Genomic DNA, 17,486 nt, shown 5'->3' with positions numbered 1-17,486 from the left:
GTCAGCTGGTGATCCGCGGCATGCGGATCACCTTCAGGAAAAGCGCGTTCATCGCCTGGGCGATACCATCGGTCGGCGTCACCTCGAAATAGAGGCCGGGCGAGGCGCATTCTGCCATCTTGGTCGGGATCTGGCTCTGGAAAGGCTTGATCCAGCTGTTGTACCAGCTGTTGTTCGGCAGGGGCAGGTATGTGGTGTAGAGCACGGCGATCTTGATGCCCTTGTCCTTCAGCGGCTTGCAGAAGGAAGTGTCGATCGGCTCTTGGCAGCGGCCGCCCGTCGTCGCCTTGGTGCAGGTGCTCGGCTTGTAGCTGTCGCCGACGCCATCGGAAACGAAGAACAGGATCTTCTGCGGCTGGGTCTGCGTGTTACCATCGCCCTGGTCGCCGATGATCGTCTTCATTTGCGTCAGCGCGTTGTCGAAGCTTGTCTGCTGGTCGTTGTTGTAGCCCTGGTAGGGGATCGACATCAGGTCGACCGCATTGGTGTAGTTCGCCACCTTGTCGAGATCGGTGATCGGGCTGGAGATCGTCGTCAGGTTGGCGTCCTGGGCGCGCTGGCCGAACGTATAGACACCCATGGAAAACTGGTTGTCGCTGACGCGCTGGGTCTTGGCGGTCTGGGTGAGCTGCTGCGTTGCCTGGCGCACGACGTCGATGCGCAGCGTCACATTGTTCTTCTTGGCGAGATTGTAATAGCTGTTGGGGTCCTCGACGCCGGCATCGGAGACGACATGGCAGGCGAAGGCGCAGGTATCGGGCGTCTTCTTTTCCATCGTCGCGACATCGGTCGGCGTGGCGCCGACGCCCATCGAGGGGGTGTTGTCGAGCAGGATGTAGAAGTTCATGAAGGCGGCGGTCTGGAAGACCGCATTCGCCGTGCCGCTGATGTCGATGGTGTTGCGGCCAAAGATCTGCATGAAGGTCGTCGGGATCGAGGCGCTGAAGGTCACCTGGGAGTTCAGCTGGTTGGAGACCTTGTTGACCTGGATGTCGACATTGACATTGCTGGCCGTCAGTTCGCCCTGCATCTGCGACATGAAGATGCTGCGGGCATCCGTCTGGCCGACTGCGAGCGCACCGTCGCCGCTCATGGTCATCGCCTGGGTCACGGCATTGGATTTCTGCGAGATGGCGCCGACGGCGGCGGCGTCTGCAGCGGCGTAGAGCTGCGTGCGCAGGCTCATCGCGTGGCCGTAGTCGATCGCCATGCCGGCCGAGCCAATCAGCGGCACCATGAGCAGCGCCGTCAACATCCCGAAATTGCCAGAGCGATCAGCGAGCAAGCGGCGGGTAAACATGGGGCGCAGCATCCCTCTATAGGCGCGCCGAGGGCCGGCACCGCGCCGGTCCCCTGGATATCGAGGGGTGTTGTAACAGTGAAAGCTAAATCAGCCGCAAAATGATGTGGTATAGTTTGTCTTAACGGCCGGGATTGAAGAGTGGCTACGGCATTCCTTTATATGCTGCAAAACGTCGTTCTTTGCGCCTGAAACTGTCTGAAACGCCGCTAGGCAAGTCGGACCTAAAGGTTTATAAGCCGCCGTTATTCTCTAGGGACAAAGATGCCGGATGGTGTCCGGCGCAATAAAGGTGAGTAAGATGGCACAGACTTGGACCCCGAGCAGTTGGCGGCAAAGACCGATCCAGCAGGTTCCGGAATATCCGGACGCAGCCGCGTTGGCGGCAACGGAAGCCCAGCTTGCCACCTATCCGCCGCTGGTTTTTGCCGGTGAGGCCCGCCGCCTCAAGAAGCAGCTCGCAAGCGTTGCCAATGGCGATGCGTTCCTGCTGCAGGGCGGCGATTGCGCCGAGAGCTTCGCCGAACACGGCGCCGACAACATCCGCGACTTCTTCCGCGCCTTCCTGCAGATGGCCGTCGTGCTGACCTATGGCGCGCAGCTGCCTGTCGTTAAGGTCGGCCGTATCGCCGGTCAGTTCGCCAAGCCGCGTTCGTCGAACATCGAAACGATGAACGGCGTGTCGCTGCCGAGCTACCGCGGTGACGTCATCAACGGCATCGAATTCACCGAGGAAGCCCGCATTCCGAACCCGGAACGCCAGCTCGACGCCTACCGCCAGTCGGCGGCGACGCTGAACCTGCTGCGCGCCTTCGCGATGGGCGGTTACGCCAATCTCGAAAACGTTCACCAGTGGATGCTCGGCTTCATCAAGGATAGCCCGCAGGCAGACCGCTACCGCAAGCTCGCCGACCGCATTTCCGAAACCATGGACTTCATGAAGGCCATCGGTATCACGGCGGAAAACCAGCCGAGCCTGCGCGAAACGGATTTCTTCACCAGCCACGAAGCGCTGCTGCTTGGCTATGAAGAAGCGCTGACCCGCGTCGACTCCACCTCCGGCGACTGGTACGCGACCTCCGGCCACATGATCTGGATCGGCGACCGTACGCGTCAGCTCGACCATGCGCATGTCGAGTATTTCCGCGGCATCAAGAACCCGATCGGTCTGAAGTGCGGCCCGTCGCTGACGCCTGACAACCTGATCGAGCTCATCGATGCGCTGAACCCGGCCAACGAAGCCGGCCGTCTGACGCTGATCTGCCGTTTCGGCCACGACAAGGTTGCCGACAACCTGCCGAAGCTGATCCGCGCCGTCGAGAAGGAAGGCCGCAAGGTCGTCTGGTCCTGCGACCCGATGCATGGCAACACGATCACGCTCAACCACTACAAGACGCGTCCGTTCGAGCGGATCCTGTCGGAAGTCGAAAGCTTCTTCCAGATCCACCGCGCCGAAGGCACGCATCCGGGTGGCATCCATATCGAGATGACCGGCAAGGACGTCACCGAATGCACCGGCGGCGCCCGCGCCGTGACGGCAGATTCGCTGTCCGACCGCTACCACACGCATTGCGACCCGCGTCTCAATGCCGACCAGGCTCTCGAGCTGGCATTCCTGCTGGCAGAGCGCATGAAGGGCGGCCGCGACGAGAAGCGCATGGCAGCCAGCGCCTGATCTGCTGATATCGTGAATGACGAAAAGCCCGGCTTCGCGCCGGGCTTTTTTATTGCACCAGCACCGATTGCTGGCAGCGGGCGTCGGTGACGCGAATGTCGGCTTCGCCGATCTTGATGCCGAGCATCGACAGCGTGTTGTAGAGCAGCTCATCTAAGGGCTTGGTCAGCCCGGTCAGCGTCTGCGATACCGCCGCTGTCACCGCCTTCGGCGTGCCGAGCGTCAGGGTCAGCAGCTGGACGTCGACTTCAGTATCGCCGAGCAGGCTCTGGACCGTCGAAGTCAGCGTATCCTTGGTCGAGATGTTCTTGATCGCCTTGGCGGCGATATCGGAGGGCTGGAAGGTCAGTTTGCTCTTGTCGAGATTGGTGACGTTAACGTCGGCGATGGCGCTCGCCTTCAGGAGACCGAGGACATCGAGAAGCGTTGCCTTGTTGACGCGCGGCTTGCTGCCGAAATTGGCGAAGGCGCTGGTATCGACGTCGCCAAGGGCGATCTCGGCAACGCCCGGCACCGCCTCGACGCCGACATTGACGTTCTTCGCCCCGCCGCCGAGACACGAGATGCTGGAGAGCCTGGCTTCCGCATAGGCGACCTCGACATAGAGCGGGACGCGCAGTTTCATGCCGCCGATGATGCCGATACCGGGGACGCTGGTTTCGATCGCCAGGCGGATCTGCGGGGTGCGCACCGCCGATCCCGATGTGCCCACCGCATTTGCTGCATAGCCGACGGGCCTTTCGCCGACCGCAAGCGTCAGCTTGACATTCAGCAGGCCGGGAATGGCGCTGTTGACGTTGGCGGCGACCTGCTTTTTCTGATTGGCCGCGAGCGCCGTTGCGGAGAGGAGCTCCATGACTGTTGCATCGACCTGCAGGTTCGATCCGCTGCCGATTGCCCGTTCGCCGGTGCTGCCGAGATTGAGGATATCCTCGAGCTTCACCTTGATCTGCGACGTGCCGAGTGTCTTTTCCAGCGAGCTCAGCGTCTTGTCGACAGTAGCAGGCAGGCCCGGCGTCTTGCCGAGCGTGTTCAGCAGGCGCGGATAGGAGATGTCGGTGGCCAAGAGCTCGTCATAGGTGGCGGCGCTGGCATTGATGTTGGTCGCCAGCAGATCGAGGAAGGCGAGCAGGTTGATATCTGTCGATGCGAGGCTCTCGTAGTCGACGGCCTTCAGGCTGATGTTCGTACCGAGCAGGGCGCCGAGCAGCGCATTGAGAACGCCGTCGTTGATGCTGGCAAGGCGCGAGCCGACGGAAAAGGCAGCGACCTTGGCCGCCGATGCGGTGCCGGCGGCGCTGAGGGTCGGGGCGCTGGCGAAGATATTGGCGAAGGCGAGTTCGCCCTTCTGCGACACTGCAACTTTGACGGCATCGTATGGCTGCTTGCCGGCGACGAAGCGCTGATCGGGTGCAATGGCGATATCGGCGAGGTAAGCGCCGGGCGCATAGCTGACGACAGCCTGGAATTGTGACAGGTCGGCGCCCTTCGGAAGCGTTCCTTTGCCGGTCAGGTAGCCGTTCTCGATCGTGACGGCGGCGTCGATGCCGTTGTGCTTGAAATTGGCGAGAAGCTGTTCCGGCGCATGGTTGATATCGGAGGCCGCGGCAATGGCGCCGATATCGCTCAACTGCTGCAGGCGGCGCTGCTGCAGCGTCAGCATGCCGTAGTCGATGCCCATGCCGAGGGAGTAGACGATCAGGGGCGCGCAGATGGCAGCGCTGATGGCGATGTTGCCGCGGGTGTCGCGGCAAAAGCGCAGGGCATTGAACGGCATTCAGATGCCTCCCATCCGGATGGTCGCGAAACGCCGGATCATATGTTCAGGGAGAGGAAAAGTGTAAAGATTCCAGATCGGTAGGTTGTTGGCATCATATTCCGTCGTCACCGTGAACTGGTTGACGTTGCTGGGATCGGTGGTGACGGTGATGTGGATCTTGTCTTTCTGGAGCAAGGGATGATTGAGGGTCGACGAGGTGATGAAATTATCGACCAGCGTTTCGCGTTCCTTCGCCGACAGGCCCGCGACAGCGGTGCGGGCCGCGTCTGCGGTGATCTGCTGAACGGAATGGGCGGCGGTCAAATAGATGGCGTAGGCGATGAGCGTCAGGATGACGAGGAGGAAGATGGGCGCGACAATCGCAAATTCGATGGCGGCGGCGCCTCTTTCATTCGACCGGAAACGGTTGAACACGATCATGTTGGACCTCATGTCAGCTCGGTTGAGCTTCGTCTTATATAAGGCCGCATCTCTTAATTTTAGATTAGCTAATGAACGTGATGCGTGTGTTTTGGCTTTGCGAGCCTGCCCCATTTCGGGAAACGCGCGGCCGGCGGTCAGTTTTTATCTGCAACTTTTGCTGGTTTGTGCGCGACGCTGTCCCGGCGTGGGGCGGGCGCAAGTCATCAATAATGCTGACCTTTTCCATCAAGAGATTGGATTTGACCGGACGCGCGGCTGCAGCCAATTTCCTCTGCAGATGACGGCGGAGGATCGGATGATGGACAGGGAATATACGGGAGGCTGCGCCTGCGGTGCCGTCCGGTTTCGGAGCAGGAACAAGCCCGGGCCGGTGGTCGCCTGCCATTGCTCGCAGTGCCGGCGCCAGACTGGCCTCTATTTCGCCTCAGCCGATGTGCCGCTGGACGGGCTGGTGATCGACGGCCGCGAAACCCTGCACTGGTATCAGTCGAGCGAGGCGGCAGAGCGCGGCTTCTGCCGCAACTGCGGCTCCGCGCTGTTCTGGCAGCGGATCGGCTCCGATGTGGTGTCGATCCTCGCCGGTGCCTTCGACAAGCCGAGCGATCTTGCCATCGGCTATCACATCTATTGCGCCGAGAAGGGTGATTTCTACGAGATCAACGACGGACTGCCGCAATATCCGGGCGCTGGCTAGATCTTCTTGGCTTCCAGGGCGGCGCTGAGGCGGGCGACATCCTCGCGAAGCGCCGTCAGTTCGGTCAGCACCCGCATATCGATCTTCTGGTGCAGCGACAGGACCTCGAGCTCCGATTTCAGATTGACCTCATAGTCCTTGGCGGCCTCGAAGCGGTCGCGCTCGGCCTGGCGGTTCTGCGACATCATGATGATCGGCGCCTGGATGGCGGCCAACATCGACAGGATCAGGTTCAGGAAGACAAAGGGGTAGGGGTCGAAGGCGCCGGTGGCGAGGATGATGGTGTTGACCACCGTCCAGATGGCCAGGAAGGCGAGGAAGGCGATGATGAAGGACCAGGTGCCGCCGACGCGCGCAATGCCGTCGGCAACCCGCTGGCCGAAGGAGGATTCCGCCGAGAGTGCAGCGTTGACGTCGGTCGAGATGATCCTGCGCTCGTGAGCCTTCGCGAGGACGCGCTTCTCGATATCGCCGAGTTCGTCGGCGCTCTTGCCGAAATGCGTGTGGATGAAATTGGGAAGATTATACATGCCTGGCTCCGAAGCGTTACGCGTCGGAGCCAGTATTCCCGCCGACCGGCGGAATGCAATGCAAATTAAAGTCTTAGGCTCAGTAGCTGGCTTCGTTGACCATCACGTGCTGCGGGAAGAAGCGGTCGAGCGTCTGCGCCTTGCCGAACATCACGTCATGCTGGAGATAGCGATAGTCGCGCACCAGCGGGTCGAGCTTCTTGGGGTCGAGAACCCAATCCGGCGTGACTTCGTTCTTGCGCGTCGCCAGCTGGTAGCGATCGATAATGTCGTATTTCTTCTGAACGCGGCCGAGGAAGCCCGTGTAATAGGGATGCTCGAAGCCAGCGAATTTAAGCAGGTTATAGGAGATCAGCGACGGGCTGATCGTCCCGACATCCTGCTTCACGCCCTTCTTGCTCGACCAGATGACCAGCGGCGTCTCGTGCTGTTGCTTCATGACGTCGAGCGGCGCCTTGCGGGTGGCCACCTGGTCCGGCATGTAGCCGGCGCTCATGTAGACATTCCCGAGCGGCGGCAGGTGGTCGCCCCAGAGCACGATAATCGTCTCGCGGTCGCGGTGCGAAGCCCAGTCCATCAGCATCTTCAGGCTGTCGTCGGCTTCCTTGACGCCCTGCGTATAGGTGGCGAGCGTGGCGCGGTCGGCTTCCGGGATGTTACCCTGGATGTCGATCGAGTTGTGCGCGTAGCGATTGGCCTCGTAGGGGCCATGTCCCTGCAGGGTGACAGCGAAGAAGAAGAAGGGTTTGTCGAGGCCGTCGCCCTCGCGCATGATCTCCTTCATCAGCGAGTCATCGGAGGCGAAGATGCCGCGCTTTTCCATCGGCGGAAGGGTTTCCTCGGTGCGGAATTCCTCGAAGCCGAAATCCTTGTAGACCTCGTTGCGGTTCCAGAACCAGCCGCTGAAGGGATGCAGCGCGCGCGCCGCATAGCCTTCGCCGCGGAAGAAGGTGGCGAGCGAGGGAATGTCGCGGCGGATATACTGCTGATAGGGAATGCTGCCATAGGGCAGGAAAGCATTCGAGAAGCCGGTCAGCGCCTCGAACTCGACATTCGCTGTCATGCCGCCGAATTCCGGCGAGAAGACATAGCCGGATTGCGCCGCACGGATCGTCGGCATCGGGTCGGCGCTGAAATTCAGGTTCTTCAGCCGCGTCGGATCCCAGAAGGATTCGCTCATCAGCATGATGACATCGGGCTTTTCGCGCGGGCCGGCGAGATAGCCGTAATTGCGAGCGGGGATCGCATCCAGCGCTTCGGTATTCAGCCCGGCCGGAGCCGCGACATCGGCCATCGGCACATTGAAGATGAAGGCCAGGATGAAACCGTTGCTACGGTAGTTTTCCTTCTGGTCCCACATCATCGGCACGACCTGCAGGCGGTCGCGAATGTAGGAATATTGCGAATAATCCATCAGCGAGCCGAAGGCGGCGATAACGGGCAGGCCGAGGCAGAGGCGCCGCAGGCGCGCCTGACCCGAGAGCTTCGGGAAGGTGCGCCAGGCATAGCGCCAGCCGAAGACGATACCGGCGGCGAGAAGGGCGATGCCGATGACGAGGGCGACCGCGGTGAAGGGCCGGTCGCGGACCATCACTGGCAGAAGCTCCATGATCTGGCGGGCAAACAAGACATCCGACGGATAGAACGGGTCGGAGAGATAGTGCTGCTTCTGGTTCGAGACGAAAGCCGGGATCAGCACCAGAGGCACGACGATCAGCGCCGACTGGTGGCGGCGCCCGAAGGCGGCGTCCAACGTCAGCATCAGGATGGTCAGCATTGCCACGGTGGTCATGCCCGGGCGGGCCGTCGAGGTCAGGAAATCGCCGACATCGGCAAGCGTGCTGCGGGCGATCCATTCGACGGCGATGACGCTGAGCAGCGCGATCGACAAGGTCAGCGCGACGCTGAGGACACCGCGGGCAGCCGGAGAGCGGACATTGGAGCCGAGACCAGTGGAAAGCAGCGCCATTCTTCTGGCCTGCGCGGACTTCATGACCGATGCGATCAAGGGCGTACTCCAATGTCATTCCCGCCGGTTTCGCGGCGTCATAAAAACTTCATCGAACTGTCACATGCCCGCCATGAACGCTAGATGAACCATTAATGTTTCCTTGCTTTTCCCTGGGATTTGAATTTTCCGCGTATCAGACACTGCCGGTTTTCATGGCGGAGCACGTTGCGGGGCGAGGACGCGCGCGCTAAATAAATGACATGACACAGGAAAACGCTCCCTTGAACACGCTCCGTATCGCCGTCGCGCAGCTGAACCCCACCGTAGGCGATGTTGCAGGAAATCTTGCAAAAGCCCGCGAGGCACGCGCCGATGCGGCACGCCAGGGCGCAGACCTTCTGCTTTTGACGGAGCTCTTCATTTCGGGCTATCCGCCAGAAGACCTGGTGCTGAAACCGGCATTCCTGAAAGCCTGCCAGAAGGCGGTCGACGATCTCGCTGCCGATACGGCCGATGGCGGCCCGGGCGTCATCGTCGGCTTCCCCCGCCAGGGCGAAACCGGGCGGCACAATTCGGTTGCGGTCATCGATGGCGGCAAGATCCTGGTGCTACGCGACAAGATCGACCTGCCGAATTACGGCGAGTTCGACGAGAAGCGCGTCTTCGACGAAGGCTCGATGCCGGGGCCGGTGAATTTCCGTGGCGTCAGGATCGGCGTGCCGATCTGCGAGGAGATCTGGAACGATCTCGGCGTCTGCGAGACGCTGGCCGAAAGCGGCGCTGAAATCCTGCTGGTGCCGAACGGCTCTCCCTATTATCGGGGCAAGGTTGACGTGCGCCATCAGGTGGCGCTGCGCCAGGTCATCGAGACCGGCCTGCCGCTGATCTTCGCAAACCAGCTCGGCGGCCAGGACGAACTGGTCTTCGATGGCGCGAGCTTCGCCTTCAACGGCGACAAGTCGCTGGCCTTCCAGATGAGCCAGTTCGAGCCGGCGCTGGCGGTGACGACCTGGAAGCGCGGCGAGAACGGCTGGCGCTGCAGCGAAGGGCCGATGTCGCATGTTCCCGAGAAGGAAGAGGCCGATTACCGCGCCTGCCTCCTCGGCTTCCGCGACTACGTCAACAAGAACGGCTTCAAGAATGTGGTGCTCGGCCTTTCGGGCGGTATTGACTCGGCGATCTGCGCGGCGATTGCCGTCGATGCGCTGGGCGAGGAGCGGGTGCGCACCATCATGCTGCCCTATCGCTACACGTCGGAGGATTCGCTGAAGGACGCCGCCGATTGCGCCAGGGCGCTCGGCTGCCGCTACGATATCGTGCCCATCGAGGAGCCGGTGAAGGGCTTCACCTCGGCGCTTTCGGATCTCTTCGAGGGCACAGATAGCGGCATCACCGAGGAGAACCTGCAAAGCCGCGCCCGCGGCGTGATCCTGATGGCGATCTCCAATAAGTTCGGCTCGATGGTGGTGACGACGGGCAACAAGTCGGAAATGTCGGTCGGATACGCAACCCTCTATGGCGACATGAACGGTGGCTTCAATCCGATCAAGGACCTTTACAAGATGCAGGTCTATGCGATCTCGCGCTGGCGCAACGAACATGTGCCGCCGGATGCGCTTGGTCCGTCGGGTGTCGTCATTCCGCAGAACATCATCGACAAGGCGCCGTCCGCCGAGCTTCGCCCGGACCAGAAGGACCAGGATTCGCTGCCGCCTTATCCTGTTCTCGACGACATTCTCGAATGCCTCGTCGAGAAGGAGATGGGCGTCGACGAGATTGTCGCCCGCGGTCATGACGTCGCAACCGTCCACCGCGTCGAGCATCTGCTCTATCTCGCCGAATACAAGCGCCGCCAGTCGGCGCCGGGCGTGAAGATCACCAAGAAGAATTTCGGCCGTGATCGCCGCTACCCGATTACCAACCGGTTTAGGGATCGCAGTTAGCGATCGTTAACCCGATCAACCGAAAGCTGCTGACTTCCGCATCTTCCCGCGTTTCTATCGTCAGAAATGCGGGAGGTCCTGATCGTGCGTGATACGAAAGTCGCCGTCTTCATCGATACCGAAAACCTGCCGGCGCGCTCGGCGGGCGAGATCATCGACATCGCATCCGGCTACGGGCGCCTTGTCGAGCGGCGCGCCTATGGCGATTTCACGCGGGAGGCTGCCCAGCCGTGGGTCGCGGCTGCCGGAAAGCATGCGCTCAGCCTGCAGACGGCGGTCAGCTCCCAGTCGGGCAAGAATGGTGCGGACATCCTGCTTGCCGTCGATGCGATGGAATATCTCGGCGCCTCGGCGATCGATCTTTTCTGCATCGCCAGCAGCGATCGCGACGTCGGCCATCTGGCGACGCGTATCAGGATGCGCGGCAAGCAGGCGATCGGGGTTGGCGCGCCGAATGCTTCCAGGCTGCTGCGCGAGTCGTTCGATGATTTCTTCGAGTTGCGTCTCGCAGAGGCGCCGGCAAGCCTTCCGGCACTGGCCAAGGTCGTGGCGCTGCAGCCATCACCGAGCATCCGGCCCTATATCGCGCAGGCGCTGCAGACGGCGAAGCTGAGGGAGGAAGGCTGGCTGGATATTGCTGAGCTCGGCACCTTGCTGCGGCAGGTCTATCCCGACTTCAAGGCACAGCATTTCGGCGCTCCGAACCTCAGTTCGCTTTTGAAGCGATGCGACTTTATCGAGACACAGATGCATGGCACAAACCGCATGCAAATCAGAATGAAGCGGAACGGCGGATAGCCGGACCGCCGCACAATGCGGGAGGCATGCATGCGCAGTTCGGTCGAGATCTACAATATCCGTACGGCCAAGAGCCGGGTGGTTTTCCAGACGGAGCAGCTGATCGAGGCACCGAACTTTTCGCCTGACGGGCGCTATCTGCTGCTGAACGGCGATGGGCTGCTCTATCGCTTGTCACCGGATGGTGAGGGTGGGCTGAGGCAGGTCGACACCGGCTTTGCCGCTGCTTGCAACAACGATCACGGCATTTCGCCCGATGGCCGGCACTATGTCATTTCGGACAAGACGGAATATGGCAAATCCTGCATCTACACGCTTTCGGCGGAAGGTGGGGCGCCGAAGCAGGTGACCACCAATCTTCCGTCCTACTGGCACGGCTGGTCGCCCGACGGCAAGGAATTGGCCTATTGCGGTATCCGCGACGACGTCTTCGACATCTACACGATAGCGGTCGATGGCGGCGCCGAGCGGCGGCTGACGCATGGGGAGGGGCGCAATGACGGGCCGGACTATTCCTTCGACGGGCAGTGGATCTATTTCAATTCCAGCCGCACCGGGCTGATGCAGATCTGGCGCATCCATCCTGACGGTACCGGGCTGGAGCAGGTGACCCACGACAATTACGGCAACTGGTTTGCCCATCCAGCACCTGCTAACGACAAGGTGCTGATCCTCTCCTACGATCCAGATGTCTTCGATCACCCGCGCGACCTGCATGTCAGGCTGCGGCTGATGGACATGGATGGCGGCAACCTGACGACGCTGTTCGAACTGTTCGGCGGGCAGGGCACGATCAATGTTCCCTGCTGGTCACCGGATGGTGATGAGTTTGCCTATGTGCGCTATTTCCCGGCCACTTGAAGCGCGCCGGTAAAACGGGCAAGAGGGTTTTCGTCAGGTGCCCGCCAGCGGCGGGAGAATCGGGAATCCGGTGTGAGACCGGAACGTGCCCAACGCTGTAAGGCTGACGCCTGCCGCATCGTGCCACTGGTTGACACCGGGAAGGCTGCGGCGGGCGGATGACGCCAAGTCAGAAGACCGGCCTGGCATCATAGACTGATCCCGCGCGGACGGCGGGTCGGTTGCGTTGTTGGGGATTTGACGATGCGACCCTTGAGCGGGGATGCGCTGCAGCGCGCATCCGCTTTTTCCGGTGACGAGCGCGATGCCGTCTACCGGGCGATCATGACCAGGCGCGACGTGCGCGACCAGTTTTTGCCGGATCCGGTACCCGAGGATGTGCTGATGCGGCTGCTTGCGGCCGCGCATCATGCGCCGTCGGTCGGCTTCATGCAGCCGTGGAATTTTATCGTCGTCGATGATGCGGCCGTGCGCCGGCGGGTATGGGAGGCGTTCGATCGCGCCAACCATGAGGCGGCCGGGATGTTCGATGGCGAGCGGCAGGCGACCTACCGGTCGCTGAAGCTCGAAGGCATCCTCAAGGCACCGCTCGGCCTCTGCATCACCTGCGATCCCTCGCGCAGCGGCGAGGTGGTGCTGGGGCGTACGCATAATCCGCGGATGGACAGCTATTCGACCGTCTGCGCCGTGCAGAACCTGTGGCTTGCGGCGAGGGCCGAAGGCGTCGGCGTCGGCTGGGTCAGCATCTTTCATGAAAGCGAGCTCAAGGAGATCCTCGGCGTGCCCGCGCATATCGAGATCGTTGCCTGGCTTTGCATCGGCTATGTCGACGAGCTCTACCGGGAGCCGGAACTCGCCGTCAAAGGCTGGCGGCAGCGGCTGCCGCTCGAGGAGCTGGTCTTCCGCGATGGCTGGGGCCGCCGCTAGGAACGGCAGACGTTCAGCGTATGCCGGCTGGTCTTAGTTCTGCTGTTGCTGCTGCGGCTGCGGGCCTGATGTTGCCGGGTTCTTCAGATCGATGCTGCCCTGGTCGCCTGCGAGGAATTGCGGGCCGACCTGGCGGACCTTGCTATTCTGCGGCTCATAGGGCCGGTCCGGGATCTGTGGCTGCGGTGCAGCCGGCGTTTGAGATGCCGTGGCTGCAGGCTTGGTGGTGATCGTCGTGATCGAGCCCTTCGGCGGCGGTTCGCTTACGGTCTGGTTCTTTCGCATTTGCTCGTAATAGGCGGTCAGATTGCAGCTGCAGGACGACTTTTCGCCGGGAGCGCGGTTCTTGTAGGCGAAGGCGTTCGGCATCGCGCTGTAGCGGGTGCCCGTGGCGGCCGAGATCATATTGGCCGCGTCGGTGTTCGAAACGTCCTGATAAAAGAGCTCGGTCTCGATGCCGGGGCACATTTTCGAGCAGGTCGAGGCATCGCGGCTGAAATCGATCGAGGTGGCGTTGGTGCTGATCGGGAAGAAGCCGCCGTCGCAGGTTCGCACGCACATGGTGCTGACATGCGACATCATCTCGCCGCGCGGCACGCCATATTGCGTGTTGCCTTCCTCGCCGTTGCCGAGCGGGATGAAGGTATCGCCGCGCATCGCCTGTTCTTCAGTGCTTGGCGCCGGCTCGTAGGCGCGCTCGTCCGGTTGATAGCCGGGATCGTCGTTGCAGCCGTTGTCGTCAAGGGCGGCCATCAGCTGGCGGCGTTCGTTGATATCGCTGCCGCCGGATTCGCGCAGCTGGTTGCGGCGGTCCTGGAGGTAGTGGATGTTGTCGATCATCCGTGCTTCGGATTCCTGCAGGTCGCTGCAGTAGCCGGCATTCTCGCCGCCGATGACGACCATGCTGTCGACGCTGCAGCCGTTGCTGCGCAGGTCGTTGCGCAGCTTGCGGAGCTCGAGGTTCTGCTCGGCTATCGCGCTCGCATATTGGCGGATTTCCGGGCCGTTGCCGATCACCTGCGGCAGGTCGGCAAGGCGGCCGCGCAGATCTTCGCAGATCGCGTTCGTCTGCGCTGCCGCTGGCGCGGCAGCCGCAAGGAAAAGGGCAAGGGTCAGGCTTCGGCGTTTCACGGTATCATCCCGCAGCATAGTCAAACCGGAAGCGGCAGGGCATTTGCCGCATCCATCCTGTCTAGCTGCCTTCCGTTAACAAGCTAACGAAGGAATTCTAACGCATTTTTCCGATCGACTGCAAATTCACGCCGGCTGCTGTGCTTCGACGACGGCGAGAGCCGCCATGTTGACGACGCCGCGCGAGGTGACCGAAGGCGCCAGGATATGAGCCGGGAGCGCCGTGCCGAGCAGGATCGGGCCGACATGCAGGCCGTCGGTCATCGACTTGACGACGCCGAGCGTGATGTTGGCCGCATCGAGGTTCGGGAAGACCAGGAGATTGGCTTCGCCGTGCAGCGTCGTGGATGGCATGACGCGCTTGCGGATCTCGTCGGCAATCGCGCTTTCGCCATGCATTTCGCCATCGACTTCGAGATCGGGCGCTGCCTCGCGGATCAGCTGCAGGGCGCCGCGCATCTTCGTGGCGCTCTCGCTTTCGCGCGAGCCGAAGTTGGAATGCGAGACGAGGGCGGCGCGCGGCGTGATGCCGAAGCGCTTGATTTCCTCGGCGGCGAGAACCGCCGATTCCGCCACTTCTTCGGCGCTCGGATTGAACGTCACGTAGGTGTCGGTGAAGAAGGTCGCGCCGCGCTGCGAGATCAGCAGGCTGAGTGCCGAGAAATCACGGACATCCTTGCGCTTGCCGATGATCTGGCGAACGTCGCGCAGATGCTTCTCGTAACGTCCCTCAAGGCCGCAAATCAGCGCGTCGGCTTCGCCGCGGCGAAGCGCCAGCGCACCGATGACCGTGGTGTTGGTACGCACGATGGTGCGCGCCGCTTCCGGGATGACGCCGCGGCGGCCGACCAGCGACAGGTAGAGATCGACATATTCGCGGAAGCGCGGATCGTCTTCCGGATTGATGACGGCGAAATCGGCGAGCGGACGGATACGCAACCCGTAGCGCTGCAGACGGGTCTCGATGACCTGCGGACGGCCGATCAGGATCGGTTCGGCAATGCCTTCTTCGATCAGCACCTGGGCGGCGCGCAGCACGCGCTCGTCTTCACCTTCGGAGAAGATGACCCGCTTCTTCTCGGCAGCCTTGGCGGCCGTGAAGATCGGCTTCATGACGAAGCCGGAGCGGAAGACGAAGCGGTTCAGCTGGTCGAGATAGGCGTCGAAATCGGTGATCGGACGGCGCGCTACGCCGCTTTCGGCCGCAGCCTTGGCGACGGCCGGCGCAATGCGCAGGATGAGGCGCGGGTCGAAGGGCGACGGGATCAGGTAGTTCGGCCCGAAGACCGGCGTTTCACCGGAATAGGCGCGGGCGGCGACATCCGACGGCTCTTCGCGGGCGAGACCGGCGATGGCGCGCACCGCTGCCATCTTCATCGCTTCGTTGATCTCCTCGGCGCCGCAATCCAGCGCGCCGCGGAAGATGAAGGGGAAGCAGAGAACGTTGTTGACCTGGTTCGGGAAGTCCGAACGTCCGGTGCAGATCATCGCATCCGGGCGGGCGGCGCGGGCGAGTTCCGGCATGATCTCCGGCGTCGGGTTGGCGAGCGCCATGATCAGCGGCTTTTCTGCCATCTGCTCCAGCAGTTCCGGCTTCAGGACGCCGGCGGCGGAGAGACCCAGGAAGACATCGGCGCCGCCGATGTTTTCGGCGAGCGTGCGGGTGTCGCTCTTCTGCGCATAGACGGCCTTCCACTGGTCCATCAAGACGTTGCGATCCTCGTAGACGAGGCCTTCGATGTCGTGGACCCAGATGTTTTCGCGCTTGGCGCCGAGCTCGACCAGGAGGTTGAGACAGGCGAGAGCGGCCGCACCTGCGCCTGACGTGACGATCTTGACGTTGCTGATCGACTTGCCCGCGAGTTCCAGGCCGTTCAGGATTGCGGCGGCGACGATGATCGCGGTGCCGTGCTGGTCGTCATGGAAAACCGGGATGCGCATCTTCTCGCGCAGCTGCTGTTCGATCTCGAAACATTCGGGCGCCTTGATGTCTTCGAGGTTGATACCCCCGAAGGTCGGCTCCAGCGAAGCGACGGTCGAGACCATCTGCTCGACGGTCGAGGCATCGACCTCGATATCGAAGACGTCGATATTGGCGAATTTCTTGAAGAGGACGGCCTTGCCTTCCATGACCGGCTTGGACGCCAGCGGGCCGATATTGCCGAGGCCGAGAACGGCGGTGCCGTTGGAGATGACGGCGACCAGATTGGCGCGCGACGTATAGTCGGCAGCGGTTTCCGGATCGTCGCGGATTGCCAGGCAGGGGGCGGCGACGCCCGGCGAATAGGCGAGCGCCAGGTCGCGCTGGTTGCCGAGCGGCTTGGTTGCCTGGATTTCGAGCTTGCCGGGGCGGGGATAGCGGTGGAAGAACAGCGCCTGTTCATCGAGAGTTCCGCCTGTCAGGTTCTTCTCCGTCTTGGATTTGTCCTGATTATCCATTGCCTTCTCCAATGCCGCAGTCATGTCGTTTGAAGACTTCTCCATACAACAATCGGCGTGGCTGGACAGTGAGAATTTGAGCTCAAAAGCGGAAAACTCTTATGCCCGCGCCATGCGTCAAACAACCGCGCTGTCATCTTCCTGAAACACGAGTCTGGTTTTGGAAGGCCAGATGAACGATGGGGCATGGGCAGGAAGCCTGTGAAGGATATTATGGATACGCGCCACTTCCGTACGCTCTTCATTTCCGATGTGCATCTTGGTTCGAAGGCTGCCAAGGCCGATTTTCTGATTGATTTTCTGCGTTACCACGAGGCCGATACGATCGTGCTCGTCGGCGATATCGTTGATGGCTGGCGGCTGAAGCGCAGCTGGTACTGGCCGCAGGTATGCAACGACGTTGTCCAGAAGCTGCTGCGCCAGGCGCGCAAGGGCACGCGTGTGGTCTATATCCCCGGCAATCACGACGAATTCCTGCGCGACTTCCCCGGCATGCATTTCGGCGGCATCGAAGTTGCCGAGCGGATCATGCATGAGGGCGCCGACGGCAAGAAATATCTGGTGCTGCACGGCGACGAATTCGACGTCGTCGTGCGTAATGCCCGCCTGCTCGCGTATCTCGGCGATTGGGCCTACGACATGGCGATCCGCATCAACATCGTGCTCGCCGCCATCCGCCGCCGCATGGGCATGCCCTACTGGTCGTTCTCGGCCTGGGCCAAGCTGCAGGTCAAGCACGCCGTCAACTTCATCGGCGAGTTCCAGCGCGTCGTTGCCGACGAGGCCCGCAAGTGCGGCGCCGATGGCGTCATCTGCGGCCATATCCACCATGCCGTCATCGAAGAGATGGACGGCGTGCGCTACATCAATACCGGCGACTGGGTCGAGAGTTGCACGGCGATTGCCGAGCATGAAGACGGTACTTTCGAGCTGATCACCTGGAATGCCATTGCCAGCACCGAGCCCGTCACGCTGAAGCTGACGCATCAGCCCGAGCGCGCTCCGCAGGCTGCCTGATTTTCAACCCGCCATAT

Annotated in this window: 14 protein-coding genes and 1 riboswitch; of the genes, 7 read left to right on the top strand and 7 right to left on the bottom strand. The window is 61.8% G+C overall.

The window, feature by feature from the left end; all coding sequences use genetic code 11:
- Window position 1: 1 nt before the first annotated feature.
- Window positions 2–1,300: a pilus assembly protein TadG-related protein gene (locus ABIE40_RS10510; RefSeq protein WP_354540998.1), complete on the bottom strand. Its 1,299-nt coding sequence runs from the start codon at window positions 1,298–1,300 to the stop codon at window positions 2–4.
- A gap of 301 nt (window positions 1,301–1,601) precedes the next feature.
- Between ABIE40_RS10510 and ABIE40_RS10505 the strand changes: the two genes are divergently transcribed.
- Window positions 1,602–2,975 carry a class II 3-deoxy-7-phosphoheptulonate synthase gene (locus ABIE40_RS10505; RefSeq protein ID WP_199629513.1) on the top strand — a complete coding sequence of 458 codons (1,374 nt, stop codon included), beginning with the start codon at window positions 1,602–1,604 and terminating at the stop codon, window positions 2,973–2,975.
- Window positions 2,976–3,024: 49 nt separating this feature from the next.
- On the opposite strand, the gene ABIE40_RS10500 is transcribed toward ABIE40_RS10505, so the two are convergent.
- Both ABIE40_RS10500 and ABIE40_RS10495 read right to left on the bottom strand, forming a co-directional pair.
- Entirely contained in the window at window positions 3,025–4,752 is a 1,728-nt protein-coding gene (locus tag ABIE40_RS10500; protein ID WP_199629514.1) for a pilus assembly protein TadG-related protein, read from the bottom strand.
- Complete coding sequence (locus tag ABIE40_RS10495) at window positions 4,753–5,175, bottom strand: TadE/TadG family type IV pilus assembly protein (protein WP_112716595.1); 423 nt, start codon at window positions 5,173–5,175, stop codon at window positions 4,753–4,755.
- A gap of 301 nt (window positions 5,176–5,476) precedes the next feature.
- Between ABIE40_RS10495 and ABIE40_RS10490 the strand changes: the two genes are divergently transcribed.
- On the top strand, window positions 5,477–5,872 hold the full coding sequence (locus tag ABIE40_RS10490) for a GFA family protein (protein WP_199629654.1): 396 nt from the start codon (window positions 5,477–5,479) through the stop codon (window positions 5,870–5,872).
- Here the strand turns inward: ABIE40_RS10490 and ABIE40_RS10485 are convergent.
- Complete coding sequence (locus tag ABIE40_RS10485) at window positions 5,869–6,402, bottom strand: DUF1003 domain-containing protein (protein ID WP_199629515.1); 534 nt, start codon at window positions 6,400–6,402, stop codon at window positions 5,869–5,871. The two genes, ABIE40_RS10490 and ABIE40_RS10485, sit on opposite strands and share 4 nt — an antisense overlap.
- A 79-nt stretch (window positions 6,403–6,481) precedes the next feature.
- On the bottom strand, window positions 6,482–8,371 hold the full coding sequence (locus tag ABIE40_RS10480) for an LTA synthase family protein (protein ID WP_502944783.1): 1,890 nt from the start codon (window positions 8,369–8,371) through the stop codon (window positions 6,482–6,484).
- Window positions 8,372–8,613: 242 nt separating this feature from the next.
- Here ABIE40_RS10480 and ABIE40_RS10475 point away from each other — a divergent pair, with 242 nt between their 5' ends.
- The 4 genes from ABIE40_RS10475 (at window position 8,614) to bluB (ending at window position 12,882) form a co-directional block, all read left to right on the top strand.
- On the top strand, window positions 8,614–10,296 hold the full coding sequence (locus tag ABIE40_RS10475) for an NAD+ synthase (RefSeq protein ID WP_199629516.1): 1,683 nt from the start codon (window positions 8,614–8,616) through the stop codon (window positions 10,294–10,296).
- Window positions 10,297–10,380: 84 nt separating this feature from the next.
- The gene (locus tag ABIE40_RS10470) at window positions 10,381–11,094 is read left to right on the top strand and encodes an NYN domain-containing protein (RefSeq protein WP_199629517.1); all 714 of its coding nucleotides are present in this window, start codon (window positions 10,381–10,383) and stop codon (window positions 11,092–11,094) included.
- 30 nt (window positions 11,095–11,124) lie between these two features.
- A complete protein-coding gene (locus ABIE40_RS10465; protein WP_199629518.1) occupies window positions 11,125–11,955 on the top strand; it encodes a TolB family protein in 831 nt (276 codons plus the stop codon).
- Window positions 11,956–11,973: 18 nt separating this feature from the next.
- Window positions 11,974–12,155, top strand: a riboswitch (cobalamin riboswitch).
- A gap of 43 nt (window positions 12,156–12,198) precedes the next feature.
- On the top strand, window positions 12,199–12,882 hold the full coding sequence (gene bluB, locus ABIE40_RS10460) for a 5,6-dimethylbenzimidazole synthase (protein ID WP_199629519.1): 684 nt from the start codon (window positions 12,199–12,201) through the stop codon (window positions 12,880–12,882).
- Between the two features lie 33 nt (window positions 12,883–12,915).
- Here the strand turns inward: bluB and ABIE40_RS10455 are convergent, their stop codons facing one another.
- Both ABIE40_RS10455 and ABIE40_RS10450 read right to left on the bottom strand, forming a co-directional pair.
- A complete protein-coding gene (locus ABIE40_RS10455) occupies window positions 12,916–14,013 on the bottom strand; it encodes a DUF2865 domain-containing protein (protein ID WP_199629520.1) in 1,098 nt (365 codons plus the stop codon).
- Between the two features lie 126 nt (window positions 14,014–14,139).
- Window positions 14,140–16,452 (bottom strand): NADP-dependent malic enzyme, encoded by a 2,313-nt coding sequence (locus ABIE40_RS10450; protein WP_199629521.1) that lies wholly within the window; start codon window positions 16,450–16,452, stop codon window positions 14,140–14,142.
- A gap of 213 nt (window positions 16,453–16,665) precedes the next feature.
- Between ABIE40_RS10450 and ABIE40_RS10445 the strand changes: the two genes are divergently transcribed.
- Window positions 16,666–17,469: a UDP-2,3-diacylglucosamine diphosphatase gene (locus ABIE40_RS10445; RefSeq protein WP_112716573.1), complete on the top strand. Its 804-nt coding sequence runs from the start codon at window positions 16,666–16,668 to the stop codon at window positions 17,467–17,469.
- Window positions 17,470–17,486: the final 17 nt, after the last annotated feature.

It is taken from the genome of Rhizobium sp. OAE497, from assembly GCF_040546565.1.
GTDB lineage: Bacteria > Pseudomonadota > Alphaproteobacteria > Rhizobiales > Rhizobiaceae > Rhizobium.
This window is presented reverse-complemented; position numbering and strand designations above follow the sequence as displayed.